This window comes from Chelatococcus asaccharovorans, assembly GCF_003201475.1.
Classification (GTDB): domain Bacteria; phylum Pseudomonadota; class Alphaproteobacteria; order Rhizobiales; family Beijerinckiaceae; genus Chelatococcus; species Chelatococcus asaccharovorans.
The window spans coordinates 41196-59927 of sequence record NZ_QJJK01000008.1 but is presented as its reverse complement, the minus strand read 5'-3'; the positions used below and the strand labels follow the sequence as shown (position 1 = coordinate 59927).

Annotated in this window: 15 protein-coding genes; 6 read left to right on the top strand and 9 right to left on the bottom strand. The window is 66.6% G+C overall.

The features are described from left to right. Positions 1-14 precede the first annotated feature (14 nt). Both C7450_RS19230 and C7450_RS19225 read right to left on the bottom strand, forming a co-directional pair. Positions 15-809, bottom strand: coding sequence for an FkbM family methyltransferase (locus C7450_RS19230; protein ID WP_170147326.1), 795 nt, complete (start codon positions 807-809; stop codon positions 15-17). Between the two features lie 45 nt (positions 810-854). Then, entirely contained in the window at positions 855-2159 is a 1305-nt protein-coding gene (locus C7450_RS19225) for a UDP-glucose dehydrogenase family protein (RefSeq protein ID WP_110376083.1), read from the bottom strand. A 171-nt stretch (positions 2160-2330) separates the two neighbouring features. Here C7450_RS19225 and C7450_RS19220 point away from each other — a divergent pair, with 171 nt between their 5' ends. Beyond that, positions 2331-3338, top strand: coding sequence for an asparaginase (locus tag C7450_RS19220; RefSeq protein WP_110376082.1), 1008 nt, complete (start codon positions 2331-2333; stop codon positions 3336-3338). Here the strand turns inward: C7450_RS19220 and C7450_RS19215 are convergent. After that, a complete protein-coding gene (locus C7450_RS19215) occupies positions 3333-4733 on the bottom strand; it encodes a TIGR03808 family TAT-translocated repetitive protein (protein ID WP_170147325.1) in 1401 nt (466 codons plus the stop codon). The two genes, C7450_RS19220 and C7450_RS19215, sit on opposite strands and share 6 nt — an antisense overlap. Positions 4734-4935: 202 nt before the next feature. Here C7450_RS19215 and C7450_RS19210 point away from each other — a divergent pair, with 202 nt between their 5' ends. After that, positions 4936-5991, top strand: a complete 1056-nt coding sequence (locus C7450_RS19210) for an alpha/beta hydrolase (RefSeq protein ID WP_245449944.1) — start codon at positions 4936-4938, stop codon at positions 5989-5991. An 18-nt stretch (positions 5992-6009) separates the two neighbouring features. Here C7450_RS19210 and C7450_RS19205 read toward each other — a convergent pair whose 3' ends face one another. After that, positions 6010-6420: a DUF4332 domain-containing protein gene (locus C7450_RS19205; protein WP_110376079.1), complete on the bottom strand. Its 411-nt coding sequence runs from the start codon at positions 6418-6420 to the stop codon at positions 6010-6012. Between the two features lie 156 nt (positions 6421-6576). Next, positions 6577-6969: a DUF2267 domain-containing protein gene (locus tag C7450_RS19200; protein WP_110376078.1), complete on the bottom strand. Its 393-nt coding sequence runs from the start codon at positions 6967-6969 to the stop codon at positions 6577-6579. Between the two features lie 225 nt (positions 6970-7194). On the opposite strand from C7450_RS19200, the gene C7450_RS19195 reads away from it, so the two are divergent. Together C7450_RS19195 and C7450_RS19190 are read left to right on the top strand one after the other, a co-directional pair. Further along, complete coding sequence (locus C7450_RS19195) at positions 7195-8742, top strand: helicase HerA-like domain-containing protein (protein WP_110376077.1); 1548 nt, start codon at positions 7195-7197, stop codon at positions 8740-8742. A 142-nt stretch (positions 8743-8884) separates the two neighbouring features. Beyond that, a complete protein-coding gene (locus C7450_RS19190; RefSeq protein ID WP_245449942.1) occupies positions 8885-9649 on the top strand; it encodes a DUF1194 domain-containing protein in 765 nt (254 codons plus the stop codon). Here the strand turns inward: C7450_RS19190 and murJ are convergent. Both murJ and C7450_RS19180 read right to left on the bottom strand, forming a co-directional pair. Further along, entirely contained in the window at positions 9629-11155 is a 1527-nt protein-coding gene (gene murJ, locus C7450_RS19185; RefSeq protein ID WP_110376076.1) for a murein biosynthesis integral membrane protein MurJ, read from the bottom strand. The two genes, C7450_RS19190 and murJ, sit on opposite strands and share 21 nt — an antisense overlap. Then, positions 11155-12183: a glycosyltransferase family 2 protein gene (locus C7450_RS19180; RefSeq protein WP_110376075.1), complete on the bottom strand. Its 1029-nt coding sequence runs from the start codon at positions 12181-12183 to the stop codon at positions 11155-11157. Before C7450_RS19180 ends, murJ begins: the two co-directional genes overlap by 1 nt. 180 nt (positions 12184-12363) lie before the next feature. On the opposite strand from C7450_RS19180, the gene C7450_RS19175 reads away from it, so the two are divergent. Next, positions 12364-13302 carry a ChbG/HpnK family deacetylase gene (locus C7450_RS19175; protein ID WP_245449940.1) on the top strand — a complete coding sequence of 313 codons (939 nt, stop codon included), beginning with the start codon at positions 12364-12366 and terminating at the stop codon, positions 13300-13302. A gap of 129 nt (positions 13303-13431) precedes the next feature. Here C7450_RS19175 and C7450_RS19170 read toward each other — a convergent pair whose 3' ends face one another. Then, positions 13432-14028, bottom strand: a complete 597-nt coding sequence (locus tag C7450_RS19170) for a superoxide dismutase (protein ID WP_110376350.1) — start codon at positions 14026-14028, stop codon at positions 13432-13434. A 340-nt stretch (positions 14029-14368) separates the two neighbouring features. Here C7450_RS19170 and C7450_RS19165 point away from each other — a divergent pair, with 340 nt between their 5' ends. Next, complete coding sequence (locus C7450_RS19165) at positions 14369-16468, top strand: hypothetical protein (protein WP_110376074.1); 2100 nt, start codon at positions 14369-14371, stop codon at positions 16466-16468. Here C7450_RS19165 and C7450_RS19160 read toward each other — a convergent pair. Then, on the bottom strand, positions 16414-18558 hold the full coding sequence (locus C7450_RS19160; protein WP_110376073.1) for a S9 family peptidase: 2145 nt from the start codon (positions 18556-18558) through the stop codon (positions 16414-16416). The two genes, C7450_RS19165 and C7450_RS19160, sit on opposite strands and share 55 nt — an antisense overlap. Between the last annotated feature and the right edge of the window lie 174 nt (positions 18559-18732).

Below are 18732 nucleotides of genomic sequence, written 5' to 3'. Positions count from 1 at the left end.
CTCGAGAGCCTTCTTCAGCGTGAAGGGCTGCCGCGCGACAGCAGCCACTGGTCCTGTTGTCCCCATTCGGGATCTGCCGTGAGGTCATCGACCGCGATCGCCTGACCGAGCCCGTGGTTGCCTACCGATCGGGCAAGCCAGCCCGAAAAGGGCTCCAGTGCCGCCCGTTCCAGCGAAAGCCTGTCCGCGCCGAGACGCGCCTCGGCCAGAATCCCCGGGTGGAAGGACACGAGCACCGCCGTCTGCGGATGCGCGACCAGCGGCCCGAGTGCGGGCAGGACGCCATATTCCGCGCCTTCGAGATCGATCTTGATGACAGGCCGCTCGCCGGGAGCGATGAGGCCCGCCAGCTCGGCCGGCGTGACGGCCTGACTGGTCCAGGTGACGGCCGCCGTGTCGGCGAGCAGCATGCTCGCCATCGAGTCGCCGGGCTTTCTGCGGGCGCCGAACGTCACCGGTGCGGAGGTCGCGGCCACGGCCCGTTCGATGACGCTGATCCGTGGCGCCAGCCGCGGATTGGCGGCGATATTGTTTCGCAGGACGGCGGCCGCAGCGGGATCAGCCTCGACGGCGATGACGCGCGCGCCGCAGGCGGCCGCATGCAGGCTCGTCGGCCCGATCCAGGCGCCGAGGTCGATGAAGAGCGTCTCCGCGGTGATGAGCCCGGCCTGCGTCTGCAACGTGCCTGGCTCCCAGCTGCCCGCATCCACGCGTGCCCAGAAGGTCGGATAGTCATCGGCAATGGTCACCGGATGGCCACCGAGAGAGACGGTTCGCGCCGCCACGGGCGGGGTGGTCGCTTGCGTCATGGCTGATCGCCCGTCATGTCCGACCGCCGTCATGTCCGACCGCCATCACGGCCGGCCGACGCTGACATAGGTGAAACCCCGCTGGCGCATCTCCTGCGGCCGGTAGATGTTGCGCAGATCGACCACCACGGGACGGGCGAGAGCCGTCTTGATGCGGTCGAGATCGAGCGCCCGGAAGGCATCCCACTCCGTCAGGATCACGAGCGTATCGGCGCCGCTCATGCAGTCGTAGGGATCGTCGCTGAGCTTCACGCCCGGCAGCAGTCGCAAGATGTCCGGGGACTGCGTGGGATCGAAGGCCCTGACCGTGGCGCCCGCCTCCTGGAGAGCCGGCACGATGGTGAGGGAGGGCGCGTCGCGCATGTCGTCCGTGTTCGGCTTGAAGGTGAGACCGAGCAGGGCGATCGTCTTGCCCGCGACAGTGCCGCCGCAGGCGGTGATGACCTTGTCGGCCATCGCCCGCTTGCGCCGTTCGTTGGCCTCCACGACGGCTGATATGATCGACAGGGAGATGTCGCTCTCCTCGGCGGTGCGCAGGAGCGCCAGCGTATCCTTGGGGAAGCACGAGCCGCCATAGCCTGGGCCGGCATGCAGGAACTTGCCGCCGATCCGGTTATCGAGGCCGATGCCACGGGCCACCTCCTGGACATTGGCGCCGACGCTTTCGCAGAGATCGGCGATCTCGTTGATGAAGGTGATCTTGGTGGCGAGGAAGGCGTTGGCGGCGTATTTGATGAGCTCGGCGGTCCGGCGGCCGGTGAAGACGATCGGCGCCTGGTTGAGATAGAGCGGCCGGTAGATCTCCGCCATCACCGCCTGCGCACGCGGTTCGTCGGTGCCGATGACGATCCGGTCGGGCCGCTTGAAATCGGTGATCGCCGCCCCCTCGCGCAGGAATTCCGGGTTGGAGACAACGGAAATAGCGGCGTCGGGCCTGATCTCGCGCATGATGCGCTCGACCTCATCACCGGTGCCGACCGGCACCGTCGATTTGGTCACGACGACCGTATAGCCATCGATCGCCGCCGCGATCTCGCGTGCGGCCTGGTGCACGAAGGTCAGGTCGGCGTGGCCGTCGCCGCGGCGCGACGGGGTGCCGACGGCGATGAAGACCGCGTCGGCCTCGCGCACTGCGTCCGTGAGATCGGTGGTGAAGGACAAGCGTCCCGCTCTGCGGTTGTTGTCCACCAGTTCGCCGAGGCCCGGCTCGAAGATCGGGATGTCGCCGTGCTGCAGCTTGGCAATCTTGGCGGGATCGTTGTCGACGCAGGTGACCGCATGGCCGAAATCGGCAAAGCACGTCCCGGATACGAGGCCGACATAGCCCGTCCCGATCATCGCAATACGCATCAGTCGTCTTCCTCGCGAGCCTCGCAGGGGATTTAACGCTCGCGGGGCCGTGCCGCAAGGACGGCGCGCGGGATGCGCCTGCGCCCTGTCGCCGCCATTGCTGCAAAGCCGGCACGGAACGCTTTGACAAGGCTTGTGTTACGCTGCACGAAGCCGCCAGGAGGTTGCCGGATGGACAATCCTGTTCTCGTTGACGTGTTGCGGGGTGCGGTGGTGGAATCACGCCATCGCGGGGCCGTTGTGGTCGCGGACGCGGGCGCTGCGCTCGTTTTCGCCCTCGGTGATGTGGAACGGCCGGTGTTTCCCCGCTCTGCCGTGAAGGCTTTGCAGGCGCTGCCCTTGCTGGAGAGCGGCGCGGCCGATCGTTTCGGCTTGTCCGAGGCGGAACTCGCGCTGGCCTGCTCGTCCCATTCCGGTGAGGACCTGCACGCCGCGACAGCCGCGGCCATGCTGGCGAAAGCCGGCCGCGAGCCGGTCTGCCTCGAATGCGGCATCCAGCATCCGATGGGCGCGGCGGCTGCGCGCGCGCTCGCCTGGCACCACCAGACGCCGTCCGCCCTCCACAACAACTGCTCGGGCAAACATGCGGGTTTCATCTGCGCGGCGACCGCGATGGACGTCGACGTTGCAGGCTACGTAACCGTGGACCATCCCGTGCAGCGCGAGGTGCGGGCCGCGCTGGAGGCGATGACGGGCGCACCGCATGGCGATGCGTTGCGCGGGACGGATGGCTGCTCGATCCCGACCTATGCTGTGCCGCTGAAGTCGCTCGCGCTCGCCTTTGCCCGTCTCGGCACAGGCGTCGGTCTGCCGCCGCTGCGCGCTGCGGCCTTGGCCAGGCTGCGCAAGGCCGTCGCCGGACATCCCTTCATGCTGGCGGGGACCGGACGGTTCGATACGCGCATCACCGAGATTTTTCGCGAGCGGGTCTTCCTGAAGACCGGCGCTGAAGGGGTCTACTGCGGCAGCCTGCCCGAGCTGGGCCTCGGCTTCGCGGTCAAATGCGATGACGGCGCCACCCGTGCCGCGGAGGTGGTGTCGGCCGCCCTGATCGCGCGTTTTCTGCCCCTCACCGAACCTGACACGGCGGCCCTCAAGCCCTTCGTCACCCCGCTGCTGACCAACTGGAACGGCATCGCCGTCGGTGCGCTCGCGCCTGCGGCCGCCCTTGCCTCATGAGGTGACGGCGTTCCCCTCGATGCGGATACCCTTCGCGCGCTCGTCCGGCCCGCGGGTGAGGTCGCCCGTCACCGCGTCCGCATAGCGGTAGCCGACAATGGCGCCCTTCGCGGCACCGGCAATCACATTGTTGGCGATGACGGCGTTGCGCACGTCCGGGACGAGGCTCACGCCGATGCCGACCGGCGCGCCGCGCACCATGTTGCCGGTGACGACCAGGTTGCGCATGGCATAGGACCAGCCGGCGCTGATTCCGACGAAATCGGCGCCGTCGATGGCATTGCCGATGACGGTGGTCTCTGCCTCGGCGTGGATCCCGTAGCCGCCGACGATATCCGCGGCGTAAGGGGATTTTCGCCGCGTGACATTGCGGATGAGGTTGCCGGAACAGACCGCGAGGCGCCCGCCCTGGTCGAGATTGGTGATGGAGATGCCGGTTGCCGCATCGTCGACGATGTTGTTGGCGATGACCGCCCCCTGAAAGGCGAATTCCGAAAAGATCGCCGTCTCGCCGAAATGCGCGCAGGTGTTGCCCAGGATCTGGCAGTTCGCGCCCGAATTGTTGCGGATAGCGGTAAGCGCACAGTCGCGGACGACATTATTCGCCACCATGACGCCGCCGGCGCGGAATAGGCTGATACCGTTGCCGTTCTCGCCGGTTCCGCCCGCGTCGAAATGAATGTCGGAGATGCGGTTGCCGCGCACCACGGTGCCATCCTCGCCCGCTTGCGAGCGCCAGATCTGAAGGCCGTTGTTGCTGCAGGTGCGGACCGTGTTGTCGATGACCGCAAGGCCGGTCGCATCGAGACTGAAGAGGGCGGATGAGCCCATGCCGGTGAAGCGTGTGGCCGTGACCCGCCCGCCCGTGCCGCGCAGGACGAGGCCGATCCGGCTTGAGTTGGCGAAGCTGCAGGCCTCGATGGTGACCTGCTGCGTACCGCCGATCTCGACGAGGCCACGGCTTTGGGGCAGGGGCTGGGCCATGCCGTCGAACGTGAGATTGATGAGGCCGACCCGCCGGATGCCGTCGGCAAGAAAGATCGGGCTATCAGCCGCCTGCACGAGGCGCGCCTGGTCGCTCACGCCGATGATGATACTGCCCTCCACGAGCGGCACGGCGGAAACGCGATAGCGGCCGGGTTGTAGAACCAGGGGCACCTGGCGCTGCGCCGCTTCCCGGATGGCGCTGGTCAGCGCCTTGCTCTGATCGTCCGGGCTGTTGGCGTTGAGGCCGAGGTTTGCTGCATCGAGGCCGAGATCGCCCGCCGGGACCGGCGGGCGGCCCCTGTCCCGGGTCTGGGCCAAGCTGTGGGAAGGCGACAGAATGGCGGTTCCGGTCGCCGTCAGGCCGAACGCAGCGGCGCCGGCCAGGAGAGTGCGTCGGCTGGTCACCATGTCCGAATGTCCTTTCACGTGCATGGACGGGGTGGCCGAAAATGATCGGGCTTCGGTCATGCTCCCGGTTAAGATTGCAGCCTATCGCACGAGACTGCCATTCGACTTGTAAAGGACAAACAAAAGTCTCCGCATGATGCCTATTGACGGCTGCACCGTCGCCGCGCGATTGCCGCAATCGCCGCGCTCTATGGCGCCCCGAATGAACAGCCCTCCGCTCACCATGCCGCTTCGTCCCGTGATTTCCCGTCGTTTGTTGCTGCGCCTCGCCGCCGTGCAGGGCGCGACCTCAGCTCTCGCCGCCTGTGGTGGGGCGACCGCCGATTTGGCCGTGGGTGCCAGCGCTGCCGGTGGCGGCAGTGCCGCGCGTTTCGAGGTCGATGCGATCACCAACCGCAAGCCCGTGGACGGGGCGAGTGCCGCGCCCTGGTTCGGCAGCGACCGGAGCGGCGCCGTGCGCGCCGTTGAAGTCAAGTTCGCGCCGCCGCCGTCAGGGCTGTTCGGACGCGCGTCGGCTTCCATCACCGGGCGCTGGCAGATTACCAGCGTGGAGCCCAATGGTTCCTCCGATCCGATCGCCGGTGTGGCGCAACGGGCGGTTGGCCGCGAGGTTCTCCTCTACATCCACGGCTACAACGAATCATTCGAATCGGCTGTCATCAGCGCCGCCGAGCTCTCCACCGGCATCCGCTTCAAGGGCATGACGGCCGCGTTCTGCTGGCCCTCGAAGAGCGGGCTGCTCGACTATGTCTACGACCGTGAGAGCGCCTTGTGGTCGCGCGATGCCCTGCAGGACCTCCTGGAAGCGCTGGTGCGCAACGGCGCCGTCGGACGCGTGCATATCGTGGCGCACAGCATGGGCTCACTGCTGCTGCTGGAGACCTTGCGCCAGCTCTGGGCGTCAAGCGCGAGCGCTGACATTCCATCCCGCTTCGGCGCGATCGTCCTTGCGGCCCCGGATGTGGACATCGACCAGTTCGCCGCGACCCTGAAACGCATCGGGCCGCTGGCACAGCACATCACGGTTATCACCTCGTCCAGCGACCGCGCGCTCGGTGTGTCCCGACGCATCGCCGGCGGTGTCGCCCGTGTCGGTGGCGCCGACCGATCGGTCCTGGAACCGCTCGGCGTCAAGGTGGTCGACGCATCGGACTACGGCTGGGGCGTCATCGGCCACGACGTCTTCCTGACCAATACCGACGTGCGCCAGGTCATCACCCGTGCGATCGAGCGGCAAGGCGCGGTCGCATCGCGCTGACGATGGCCGGCTTGCGGCTCAGTAGGTCATCACCGGCGGCAGGCTCTTGGCCTGCTCGATCCAGCCGGCGACGACGCTCTCCGGCGGGAGGGCACGCACCAGTTTGCGCTTTTCATTGGCGTCGGCGAGGGCCTTCGTCAGATGGGCCGCGTTGCGATGCCGGAGTTCCTTGACCGTATCGACGCCGGCGGCTTCGAGCAGTTCGGAATATTCCTCGGCGACGCCTTTGATCCGCATCAGATCAGCCATATTGGTCCATTTGAGGATACGGCTCTCGTCGATCCCGGTTGCCGAGGCGAGCTCCTTGCGACCCTTCGGATCCTTGCCACGCTCGAGAAGCTTCTCGGTGGTCGTCACGCCGGCTGCCTTGAGCTTCTCGGCGAGGACCGTGCCGACACCTTCAATCGCCAAAATGGAATAAGACGCCATCGTCAATCTCCCTTGTTCGGCGCCGGCGGGATGCCAGCGGATACCGAATTGCCCAATCCTCCCAAAACGCTGACTTGATGTTCCAGGTGGGAACCCGGAACAGGTTACCGAGACTGCGCGGCCGGTGCGTGGCCCGGCCGGCCGGTGATGTGGCGATTACACGAACTGTGACAGCCCGGGGATCTCGCCGATGATGGCGCCCATCACGTCCTCTCCGGCCTTTTCCCGCCCATAAGCGAAAAGTTCCTGACCGAGCGTCTGCATCTGGCCCATCGACAATCCGGCCGCGGTCAATTCGCTCCCGAGCGCCATGATGCCGCCGGAGCCACCCATCAGGCTTCCCAGCGCACCCATGAGGCCGCCGCCCTGTGATGGGGTACCGGCCTCGGCAATGGCCTGATCCGCGCCGGGCAGCGCCGCGACGAGGGCGTTTACCTCAGTCTCCGGTCCCTCGCGCTGGAGAAAGGCCAGGACGATCCCGACGGCACGACGTGCCAGGGCCGTGTCGATGCCGACCTTTTCGCCGATGAGGGTGACGAGTTCATCCATGCTTGTTCTCCATGCGCGGCCATTGTCTCACGCCTATGTTTAAGATCAATGATTCGCATGGCGCGGATTCGCATGGCGCGAGCGGGGCAGGGCGCTTCGTCGCATCGTCCGAACGCCCGGGGCGAGCCTTCGGCGCGCAAGCTCCCGCACGCTGCGCTATGGAAAGGGAACGGCCGATCACTTATAGATTCGAATGCAGATTTTGGCCTTCCCCGGATCAAGCGCATGACCGATAGCGGCACCATCTTCATCGGAAAGAGCTCGAAGCCGGAGGAGCTTCTGCTGCGTCTGGCAAACCGCCACGGGCTGGTGACGGGCGCCACCGGCACCGGCAAGACGGTGACGCTGCAGGTGCTGGCGGAGGGCTTTTCGAATGCCGGCGTGCCGGTCTTCGCGGCTGATGTGAAGGGCGACCTCTCCGGCATCTCGCAGCCCGGCGACGGCAAGCCTCCCTTCGTGAAGCGCGCAGCGGACATCGGTGTCGAATACGTGCCGGACCGCTTCCCGGTGACGTTCTGGGACGTGTTCGGCGATGAGGGACATCCGATTCGGGCAACGATCTCGGAGATGGGCCCGCTGCTGCTCTCGCGCCTTCTCGATCTCAACGACACCCAGGAGGGCGTCCTCAACATCGCCTTCCGCGTCGCCGACGAGCAGGGCCTCCTGTTGCTCGACCTGAAAGACCTGCGTGCGCTGCTGACTTTCGTCTCGGAACAGGCGAAGGACCTGACCGCGACCTACGGCAACGTGTCCCTCCAGTCGGTCGGCGCCATCCAGCGGCAGCTTCTGGTTCTGGAGAACCAGAAGGGCGAGAAGTTCTTCGGCGAGCCGACGCTCGATATCAACGACCTCTTGAAGACCGACCGTGATGGCCGTGGCATGGTCAATATCCTCGCGGCGGATAAGCTGATGGCCAATCCGCGGGTCTATGCGACCTTCCTGCTCTGGCTCCTGTCCGAGCTGTTCGAGCAGTTGCCCGAGGTCGGCGACCTCGACAAGCCCAAGCTCGTCTTCTTTTTCGACGAGGCGCATCTCCTGTTCGACAACGCGCCCAAGGCGCTGGTCGACGCGGTCGAGCGCGTCGTCAGGCTCATCCGCTCGAAGGGGGTCGGCGTCTATTTCGTGACGCAGAATCCGCTCGACGTACCGGATGCGGTGCTGGCCCAGCTCTCGAACCGCGTCCAGCATGCGCTGCGGGCCTTCACGCCGCGGGACCAGAAGGCCGTCAAGGCGGCCGCCGATACCTTCCGGCAGAACCCGAAGTTCGATACGGCCAAAGCCATCCTCGAACTCTCGGTCGGAGAGGCGCTCGTTTCGACGCTGGATGCCAAGGGCGCCCCCTCCGTGGTTGAACGGACCCTTATCGCGCCGCCGTCGGGGCGGGTCGGGCCGTGCACGCCGGAAGAGCGGCGGGCGATCATCGCGGCCAGTCCCATGCGCGGCAAATACGACGAGGAGATCGACCGCGAGTCGGCCTATGAGGTCCTGACGAAGCGGACCGCCGCGTCCGCCGCGCCTGGCGGAGGGGAGGCCGAGGGGGGCGTGCTCGGCACGATCTCCGGCGTGCTGGGGTCGCTGTTCGGCACCAATGTGAAGCGCGGAACCCGTCTGACGACCACGCAGACGGTGGCGCGCAGCGTCACCCGGACGGTCATCAACAATGTCGCGGGCAACGTCGCGGCGCAGATCGGCAAATCCGTCGGCGGCTCGACCGGTAGTTCCGTTGGCCGCGCCATCGTGCGCGGGATGCTCGGTGGCATCCTGAGGCGGTAGGCGGCAGGCGCCAGGCGGCTTGGAGGGTTGGGCGCACCGGCTGCGGCCGCCCGCCGCTCCTTCGTCATAACGCGGACGTGAGGCGACCGCGCCAACAGGCTGACTTAACCTCCTTTGCATTGCAGCGATCCGGGGTGAAGTCATGTCGAGAGCCACTGCCGTTCTTGCCGGTGTCTCCGTAGCCGCATCCGTTGCCCTGTCCCTGGGCGCCCTGCCCATGCGTGCACTGGCGGCCGAGGAGGTCGATCTCGAGCTGGTGCTGGCGGCGGATGGTTCCGGATCGATCGACAATGACGAGTTGCGTCTGCAGCGGGAGGGTTGGGCGTCCGCCTTGACCAGCGCCGAGGTGCTCAACGGTATCCGCGACGGCCTCACCGGCCGGATCGTCGTCGCCTATGTCGAATGGGGCGGTCCGGACTCGCAGGTGACCGTCGTGGACTGGCAGGTCATCAAGGATGCGATCAGCGCCGCGGATTTCGCCGAGAAGCTCAGGACCCGCCCGCGCGGCGCCTATGGCTACAACTCCATCTCGAATGCGATCGACTATGCGGTGAACAGGGTCGAGACCAATGCCTATCAAGGCATCCGCAAGATCATCGATGTGTCGGGCGACGGCCCTAATATCGGCGGCCGGCCGCTGGCAGCGGCCCGTGGCGATGCGCTGGCCAAAGGCTTCACCATCAACGCGCTGGCGATCCGCCGCCCGGGCGGGCGTCCCGGAGGACCCGGCGGCATGGCGCTGGAGACCTATTATGCAGAGGCCCTGATCGGCGGGCCGGGCGCCTTCGTCGAGATCGCCGACAGCCAGAGCCCCTTTGCACTGGCGGCCAAGCGCAAGCTCGTGCAGGAAATCGCCGGACGCCCACGCGAGACACGTCACGCGCAATCAGATGCGGCGCAACGATAGCCGGAGGCCCTTGAAGGCCAGGAAAATCGCCGCCGCATAGACGATACCGCCGATCACCGCATCGATGGCAAGCAGTACCTCGTCGTTGAAGCGCGGCAGTCCCGCGCTCCAGGGGCTCGCCACGTGATGGGTGGCGAGCGTCGCTGCCGCCAGCGCGAAACAGGCGAGCGCGGTCGCGATGACGGCGCGAATCAGCTCCTTGTTCGGCGCGGTCCAGCCGCGCCGGAGCGCGATGCCGTAGAGGATGAGCACATTCGCCCAGGCCGCGATGGCTGTCGCCAGCGCCAGACCCGCCGCGCCGAGGCGCTGCGCGAAGATGATCTTGAGCGTGACATTGACCGCGATGACGGAGAGCGAGACGATCGCCGGCGTCGCGGTGTCGAGCCGCGAGCGGAAGCTCGCCACCACGCTCGAGATCAGCACGATGGCCGGCAGGCCGATGGCATAGGCCGACAAGACGGCGCCGGCCGCCTGCGCATCGGCCGCCGTGAAGGCGCCACGCCCGAACACCGCCGACATGATCGTGGTCGGCAGGAGGAAGAAGGCGACGAGACACGGCGCCGACAGGGCGAGCGAGAAAATGAAGGCGCGATTCTGCGCGCGATGGGCGCTCTCGCTGTCGTTCACCGACAGCCGCCGGCTCATTTCCGGCAGGAGTACCGTGCCGGCGGCGATGGCGATGACGCCGACAGGCAGCTGGTAGAGCCGGTCGGCATAATAGATGGAGGCAACCGCGCCCGTCGGCAGCTGAGAGGCAATGATGGTGTCGGCGAAAACGGCGATCTGGATGCCGGCCGAGCCGATCACGGCCGGCAGGAGCGCCTTCAGGAAGACCTTCATGTCCTCGTCAAGCCGCGGCCGCACCAGCCTCGGCACGACGCCGGCGATGCGGGCATCGCCCAGGACCATGAGGAGCTGCAGCAGCCCCGCGACGGAGACCCCCCAGGCCGCGGCATGGCCGGCTGTCGGGAAGAACGCGGCGAAGGCCAGCGCCACCACCATGGCAACATTGAGCAGAATGGGGGAGGCGGCGGCGGCGGCGAAGCGGTCGACGGAATTGAGGATGCCGCTGACCAGCGTCACCAGCGTGATGAAGAAGAGATAGGGGAAGGTGATGCGCGTCAGCGTGATGGCGAGCGCATATTTCTCCGGCTCGTCCGCAAAGCCCGGCGCGAGCAGCGAGACCAGCCAGGGCATGCCGACGAGGGCGATGATCATGAGCGGCAGCTGGACGAGGATCATCAGGGTCCAGACGCTGCTTGCGAAATGCTGGGCGGCCTCGGCGCCGCTGGCCTCGCGCAGGCGCGAGATCGACGGGATGAAGGCCTGGTTGAAGGCGCCCTCGCCGAAAATGGCGCGGAAATGGTTGGGCAGGCGGAGCGCGACGAAGAAGGCATCGGCCAGCATGCCGGCGCCCATGATGGCGGCCGCCATGAGATCACGGATCAGCCCGGTGATACGCGAAAGGAGCGTGAAGCCGCTGACGGACAGGAGTTTCTTGAGCATCAGCGTGTCGCGGGCGCGCCGGCCGAGGCGGTCGACGAGCCTGCCGATGGGGCGGCTTCAGCCCCTTCCGTCCCTCCTGCGGGGACGAGGCTTTCAGCGACGATATAGAGGGGACGGCGTTTCACCTCCGCGAAGATGCGCCCGACATATTCCCCGATCATGCCGAGCGACATGAGCTGGATGCCGGAGAAGAACATCACCGACACGATCAGCGAGGGATAACCGGGCAGGTCGGAGCCGAGCAGCATGGTGCGGATGAGGAAGTAGAGGGCCGTCGCGATCGAGGCGAGCGAAATGGCAAGCCCCGCATAGGTCCAGATCTTCAGCGGGATCGTCGAGAAGGAGGTGATGCCGTCGAAGGCGAACCGGAAGAGTTTGCGGAAACTCCATTTCGTGACGCCATGGGCGCGATCCGCAACCACAAAGGGCACGCCGACCGAGGAAAAGCCGACCCAGGCATAGAGCCCCTTGGAGAAGCGCGCCCGCTCGCCCATCGCCCGCAGGGCATCCACCCCACGGCGATCGATGAGGCGGAAGTCGCCGGCACCCTCCGGCAGCGGCATCTCGCCGAAGGCGCGGAACAGGCGGTAGAACAGCCGCGCAAAGCCGCGCTTGATCGCCGTTTCATTCACGCGGTCCGTCCGCTGGGCATAGACCATGACGAAGCCCTCGCGCCATTTGGCGACGAATTCGGCAATCGTTTCAGGCGGATGCTGGAGATCGGCGTCCATGATGACGACGCCGCGGCCCCGCGCGTAGTCGAGGCCGGCGGCGATGGCGACCTCCTTGCCGAAATTGCGGCTGAAGGCGATGACGCCGACGCGTGGCTCTTTTTGGTGAGCCTCCTGGATGCGGGCGAGGGTCGCGTCGCGACTGCCGTCATTGACGAAGATGATTTCCCAACTGGCGTGGCCTGAGGTGCGCGACGCCGGCAGTCCGAGACCTTCGAGCACGGGGATGAGGCGGCCGAGAAGAGGTGCGATGTTGTCGGCCTCATTGTAGACTGGCACGATGACCGATAGTTCCATGCAATCTGCCTATCCCTTGACCGCCTATCCATGACCCGAGCTGCATGAGGCAAGCGCTGAATTGGGCCGCCATCAAGACAACCTTTGCATCGGGACTTCAAGTGAGATCGCGATAAGCGGGGTACGCTGCGCGGCGATGGCACATGCGGTCCGAACCAGGGCCCAACGGGAGAACGACGCGTGCGCGTAGACGCCTTTGGTGAGAGATGGCCACCACCGCGCGCCGATGCGCGCCAGGCTTTTGCCCTGTGCGCCGACGATTTTGCGATGACCAAGGGGGTGAGCCGGGCCATCCTGAGCCTCGCCGGCCAGGGGCGCTTGTCGGCGACCAGCGTCATGACGACGATGCCGCACTGGCGCGAGCTCGCGCCCGCCTTGCGTGAGCATGAGGCCGAGCTCGCCATCGGCCTGCATCTCAACCTCACCCTCGGGCGGCCGGCGACGGCCATGCCGCGGTTGGCGGCTGACGGCCGGCTGCCCAAATTCGGCCGTCTGGCCCTCGCGAGCCTGAGCGGGCGCCTGGGCGAGGCAGTCCTCGGGCACGAGATCGCGGCGGAGATCACGGCGCAGCTTGACCTGTTCGCGCAGGTCTTCGGGCGCGAACCGGACTATGTCGACGGCCATCAGCATGTGCACGTGCTGCCCGGCGTGCGCGGACCCTTGCTCGCCTGCCTCGGCAGCCGGGGACTGGCCGGTCGCCTGTGGCTGCGTGACCCCGCCGATCACATGGCGGCGATTCTCGCGCGTCGTGGGCCGATCGTGAAGGCGCTCGTCATCGCCATGCTGGCACGGGGCTGGCGCGAAGCCGCGACGGCCGGGGGATTCGCGACCAATCAGGGCTTTGCCGGCGTCAGCGCCTTTCGATCCACAGGAGATTTCGGCACTGAATTTGCCGCCTTCCTCGTCGCGCCCGGGCCGCGCCATCTCGTGATGTGCCATCCCGGCGAGATCGATGCGGAATTAGCCGCCCTCGACCCCGTGGTCGACAGCAGGCCGCTGGAACTCGCCTTCCTGCAATCTGCACGATTCGCCGAGATTTGCCGATCGGCCGGGCTCGTCTTGATGCCCGGGGCCACGCTCAAGCGGCAAGGCGTGCTTGCGGGCGCGTGGCAGGTCTGAAGGCCCGCAAGTCTGACAGCCCCCCGCTGACGACGGAGCCTGCCTCCCGCGCGTTGGAACGGCGACCGCGGAGGCTCTGCAAACGAAAATGGGGCCGCGAGGGCCCCACTCTTCGATATGCCACGCGGATCAGCGGGCGGCGGCGTAAAGCTCGGCCACATATTCCCAATTGACCAGGTTTTCGACGAAAGCCTTGAGGTAATCGGGGCGGCGGTTGCGGTAGTCGATGTAGTAGGAGTGTTCCCATACATCCACGCCGAGGATCGGGGTGGCGCCGTGAACGAGCGGGCTCTCGCCGTTCGGCGTCTTCATGACGACGATCTTGCCGTCTTTCACGGCAAGCCACGACCAGCCGGAACCGAACTGGGTGACGCCGCCCTGGATGAAATCGTCCTTCGCCTTCTCGACGGAGCCCAAGTCTTCCACAAGCTTCTTTTCAAGCTCGCCGGGAAGCTTGCCGCCGCCATTCGGCTTCATCCACTTCCAGAAATGCAAGTGGTTGTAGTGCTGGCCGGCGTTGTTGAAGAGGCCGGCATTCTTGCCGTACGAGCCTTTGACGATCTCTTCGAGGGATTTTCCCTCGAATTCGCTGCCCTTCAGGAGGTTGTTGCCGTTATCGACATAGGCCTTGTGGTGCTTGTCGTGGTGATACTCAAGGGTTTCCTTCGACATGTAAGGCTGGAGCGCATCATAAGCGTAAGGCAGGTCTGGAAGGGAAAAAGACATCGTGGGCTCCTTGGCATCCCCTGGCTGGATGCTCGACTTGAGTTCCTGTGTCCACCGGGACTGCATATTCCACATAAACGAATGGACATGCGCCAAATGTTCCGCAGATGATCAGCAAAACCATCAGGCTTCGTTCACCGCGTCGGATTTTGGCATGTCCCAGCTTGTTCGGTGCAATCATCCACAGATTCTTTGAGGATGACCCGACCATTTCTTAATTATGATCCCAGGCGCCCGGCGGCAAGCGCTGCCTGATTGAATGGCAGGAGTTGGCAGCGCGGGCTGAAAACTCTAATCTAACCGGCACTTGTGTGTGTCAGATAAGGGAAGTCGTCAGCCGATGGTCGTGATTTGCTTGCTGGTGGGCTGCTTAATGGTGGCCGGCGGCGTCACCGCGGTGACGACCGGGATGGGATTTATCGTCCTCGAGCGCGGCTGGTCGATGGTTATCGCCGGCAGCGTCGTGGCGACCGGCGGTGCGCTGCTCATAGGGATCGCGCTTCTTATCCGCGAGATCCGCAGACTTCCCATGCAACTCGCGACCTATGACCAGCCGGAGGAGTGGGAGGAGGCGGATCGGCATGCCCACCGCGCCGATGGCGCTTCCCATGAAGAACACGCGGCCGGTTACGAAAGTGTTAACGCGCTGCGTAGAGAGGCCGCGCATGACGCGTTGCCGCGCGTCTCGGCCGCAGATGCGCGCGAGGGTGGCGGGGAGCATGCACAGCCACCCGTCCGGCCGGCTCTGGAGCCTGCACCATTGGCGCCGGTCGCGGATGTGGTGCCGGCGGCCGTCCGTGGCTCGATTGCCGGTGCAGCTGCCACGGCGGCGCTCGCCACGGCGGCGCCCGTCGTCGTCGCGGCGGCAACGCGCAGGGCCGATGCCGTCAGTGGCGAGGCACCCGCGGCGCCAGAAATGCCCGCTCCTATGGCCGATGCCGGTCCGGATCGCACCGGGCTGGATCGGGCGCTCGCTTCGGTCGAGGAAGCCTTCGCCGCAAGCTTTGAATTTGCTCCGGCCAAAGCCGGAAAGTCCGCCCCTGCCGAAGAGCCTGCCGAAGACATCGCGCAGGAGGATGTATCCAGCCTCCCGGCGGATGAGAAGACCGAGGAGCCTGCCGCGGCGGCGCGAGTCGGTGCCGGCGGCCGTGAGCCGGCCGTCGATCGGGATGCCTTCTTCCGCGATCTCACAGCCCAGCGGACTCCGGCGGTCGAACCCGCGCCGGCTGTCAGTGCGCCGGAGGCCGCGCGTCCATCGATGCCATCCTGGTTCTCGCCGTCGCGCTTCTCTCGTACGACGCCGCCAGCGGCGCCAGAATCCCTACCCGAGGCGGCTGCACCTGACGAGCCGCCGCGTGAGACTGTGGCCAGTGGAGAGCGGGACGCCGTCGGTTTCGAAGACAGCGCAGCCGAAGTCGCCAGCGCCGGGCCATCTGGCGTCACCGAGCCAGAGCCGGAGCGCCCCGCCTTCCCCGACCTCGCCGTCTCGCGGGATGTTCCGCCGGCGGGCGACAGCGCCGCTGCGGCGGCGCCCGACATGGCGTTGTCTGGCGCTGCGGCCCCCGACAAGACCCCGGAGCAGACCCCGGAGCAGGCCGCGGCCGAACGCAAAGCCCGCTGGTCCCTGTTCCGCAGGCGCAGCGAGCCGCCGGCAACCGCCGAGACGGACGCGGAGCGTGCTGCCCGGATAGCCGCGGCCGCGCTGGCGGTGACGCCCAATCGGTCCTTCGCCGGCGAAGAGCTGCATCGCGACACGCCGGTGACGACCGAAGATGACGCCCTGTCAGCAGGGGGTGAGCCTCGCGGGGACGACGCCGTCACGCGCGAGGCGCCCTGGCGGGGCATGACGCCGGTCAATGAGGAGCGCGCCTATCTTCCGGAGGAACGGTCTTCGGCCCCCGATGATGACAGGCTCCCCGTGGATACCACTGCGCCGCTCGCCGATGAGGATCGCGAGCCGGTTCGCCCTGCCATCGCGGGGACCGATGATGATGATTTCTTCAGCGGTGGACGGCGCGGGGGCGAGGAGGCCTTGCCCGAGCGCGACGCTTCGCTCGGACAGGAAACGCCATCGCTGCAGCCTGCCGAGACCGAGGCCTTGGAATACGCAACCTTGGAGAGCACAACCGAGGTTGTCGAGGAACTGACGGTCGAGGACGAGCCCGCGTCCTCCGATTTCGTGCCCGATCCTGTGCCGACCGTGGTCGGAACCTATAGTGCGGGCGGCAATCTCTACGTCATGTTCTCCGATGGCTCCATCGAGGCGGAGACGAGCCGCGGCACCTATCGCTTCGGCTCGCTTGACGAACTCAAGGCCTATGTCGCGGCGAGCGAAGAGGGCGGCGAAAGCGGCGAGCCCGGCGATGTATCCTCCGGGGACGACCGTCAGGAGACGGAAGAGGGCAACGTCCCCTGGACGACGCCCAAGGCGAACGCGTAGACGAGCGCCACCTCGTCGAGGCGATCGAAGCGGCCGGCCGCGCCACCGTGGCCGGCGTCCATGTTGGTGCGCAGCAGGAACGGTCCGCCGCCCGTGGCCGTCGCGCGGATGCGGGCGATCCATTTCGCCGGCTCCCAATAGGTCACCCGCGGATCCGACAGTCCACCGAGCGCGAGGATGGCCGGATAGCGTTGCGCCTTGACCTGATCATAGGGCGAATAGGCGTGGATGCGCGCGAAGGCGGCCTCGTCCGTGATGGGGTTGCCCCATTCCGGCCATTCCGGCGGCGTGAGCGGCAGGTCGCCGTCGAGCATGGTGTTCAGCACGTCGACGAAGGGCACCTCCGCCAGGATCGCGGCGAAGAGCTCCGGCGCGTCGTTGGCAACAGCACCCATCAGCATCCCGCCGGCGCTGCCGCCATGGGCAGCGATTCGTCCGGCCGCGGTATAGCCGGTCCCGACGAGATGGCGGGCCACCGCGATGAAATCCGAGAAGGTGTTCGGCTTCTTGTCGCGCTTGCCATCGAGATACCAATGCCACCCTTTTTCGCTGCCGCCGCGCACATGGGCGATGGCATAGACGAAGCCGCGATCGACCAGGGAGAGGGTGTTGGCGCTGAAGCCGGCGGATAGCGCATGGCCATAGGCGCCGTAGCCATAGAGCAGGCAGGGCGCGCTTCCGTCGAGCGCGAGCCCCCGGCGATGGAGGATGGACACCGGTATGAGTTCACCATCCGGCGCAGGCGCCAACAGGCGGCGCGTGACATAGGCGGCCGGATCATGGCCCGACGGGATGATCTGGCGCTTGCGCAGCACGCGCTCCTGGCTCGCCATGTCATAGTCATAGGTCTCGTTGGGGGTCGTCATGGAGGAATAGACGAAGCGCAACTGGTCGGTATCGAATTCCAAAACTTCGCCGAGCGACAGCCTATAGGCCTCTTCCGGAATGCTGATGGCGTGCTCCTCGCCGGTAGCCAGCGTGCGGATGACGATGCGCGGCAGGGCATTCTCGCGTTCCAGCCGAACGAGGTGACGGCGAAGGACGAGCTGGGCGAGGATGAAGATGCCCGGGCGGTGGGGCACCGCGTCGCTCCAATTGGCGCGTGCGGGGGCTGCGACCGGTGCCGTGACGATCTTGAAATCCTCGGCGCCGTCGGCATTCGTCAGGATGTACAGGCCGTCGCCGTGGTGCTCGACGTCGTAGCGGAGGCCTTCCTCGCGGGCTGCAACGAGGCATGGCCGGGGCGCCTCCTCGTGGAGGTCGAGGAGATGGGCTTCCGACGTCTCGTGGTCGCTGACGGAGATGACGGCGAAGCGCTGCGACTGGGTTTGCGAGAGATTGACGAACCAGGCGGGATCATCGCTGCGGAAGATCAGCGCGTCATCGGCTGCCGGCATGCCCAGGCGATGCAGCCGCACCTCGCAGGGGCGATGGTTCTCATCCAGTCGCACATAGTAGAACGCCGTTCCATCCGCGGCCCAGACGATATCGTCGGAGGCCTGCTCGATGCGGTCGTCGAGGTCGCGGCCGGAGGCGATATCCCTCACGCGGATGACGTTGAATTCGGCGCCGGTGTCGTCGGCGCACCAGGCCAGACGGCTATGGTCCGGGGATTGGACGGTCTCGGCCAGGTCGAAGAAGGCCTTGCCCGCAGCCAGGGCGTCGCCGTCGAGAATGATGTCTGTGTCGTCGTCGCGGCCGCCGGGAGCAGGGGCCGGCGCGCCGACCGGCGCCGGAGCGCGGCAGATGAGCGGATGCTGCCCGCCCTCGCGGTAGCGGGTGTAGTAATAGAAGGGGCCATCACGCGCGGGCACGCTGGAATCGTCCTCGCGGATGCGCCCGCGCATCTCGGCGACGAGTGTCTTGCGCAGTGCGGCGGTCGTGGCCAGCATGCTGTCGGCATAGGCGTTTTCCGCGTCCAGATGGGCGCGGATGTGGCTCGGCAGGGTCGATGGATCGGCCAGGACCTCCCGCCAGTTGTCGGCCTTCAGCCAGGCGTAGTCGTCGCGGATCGTCACGCCATGGACCACAACCTCATGCGGGGCTGTGGGCGTCGCAGGCGGCTCGGCGAGGGGCGGGGTGCGTTTCATGAAAGCCTCCTGGTTGCTCGGCGAGCGGGCTTTTCCGGCCCATCCACGCACTGGCGATGCCGCTTTACTAGAGCATGGGATTACGGCGTGTGAAGCCGTCATTCACGGCGCGGCGCTGCTCGGTTCACAGCAATCAGGGACGGAGATCGCCAGGCGTTCCGAGCGTACCCTGTT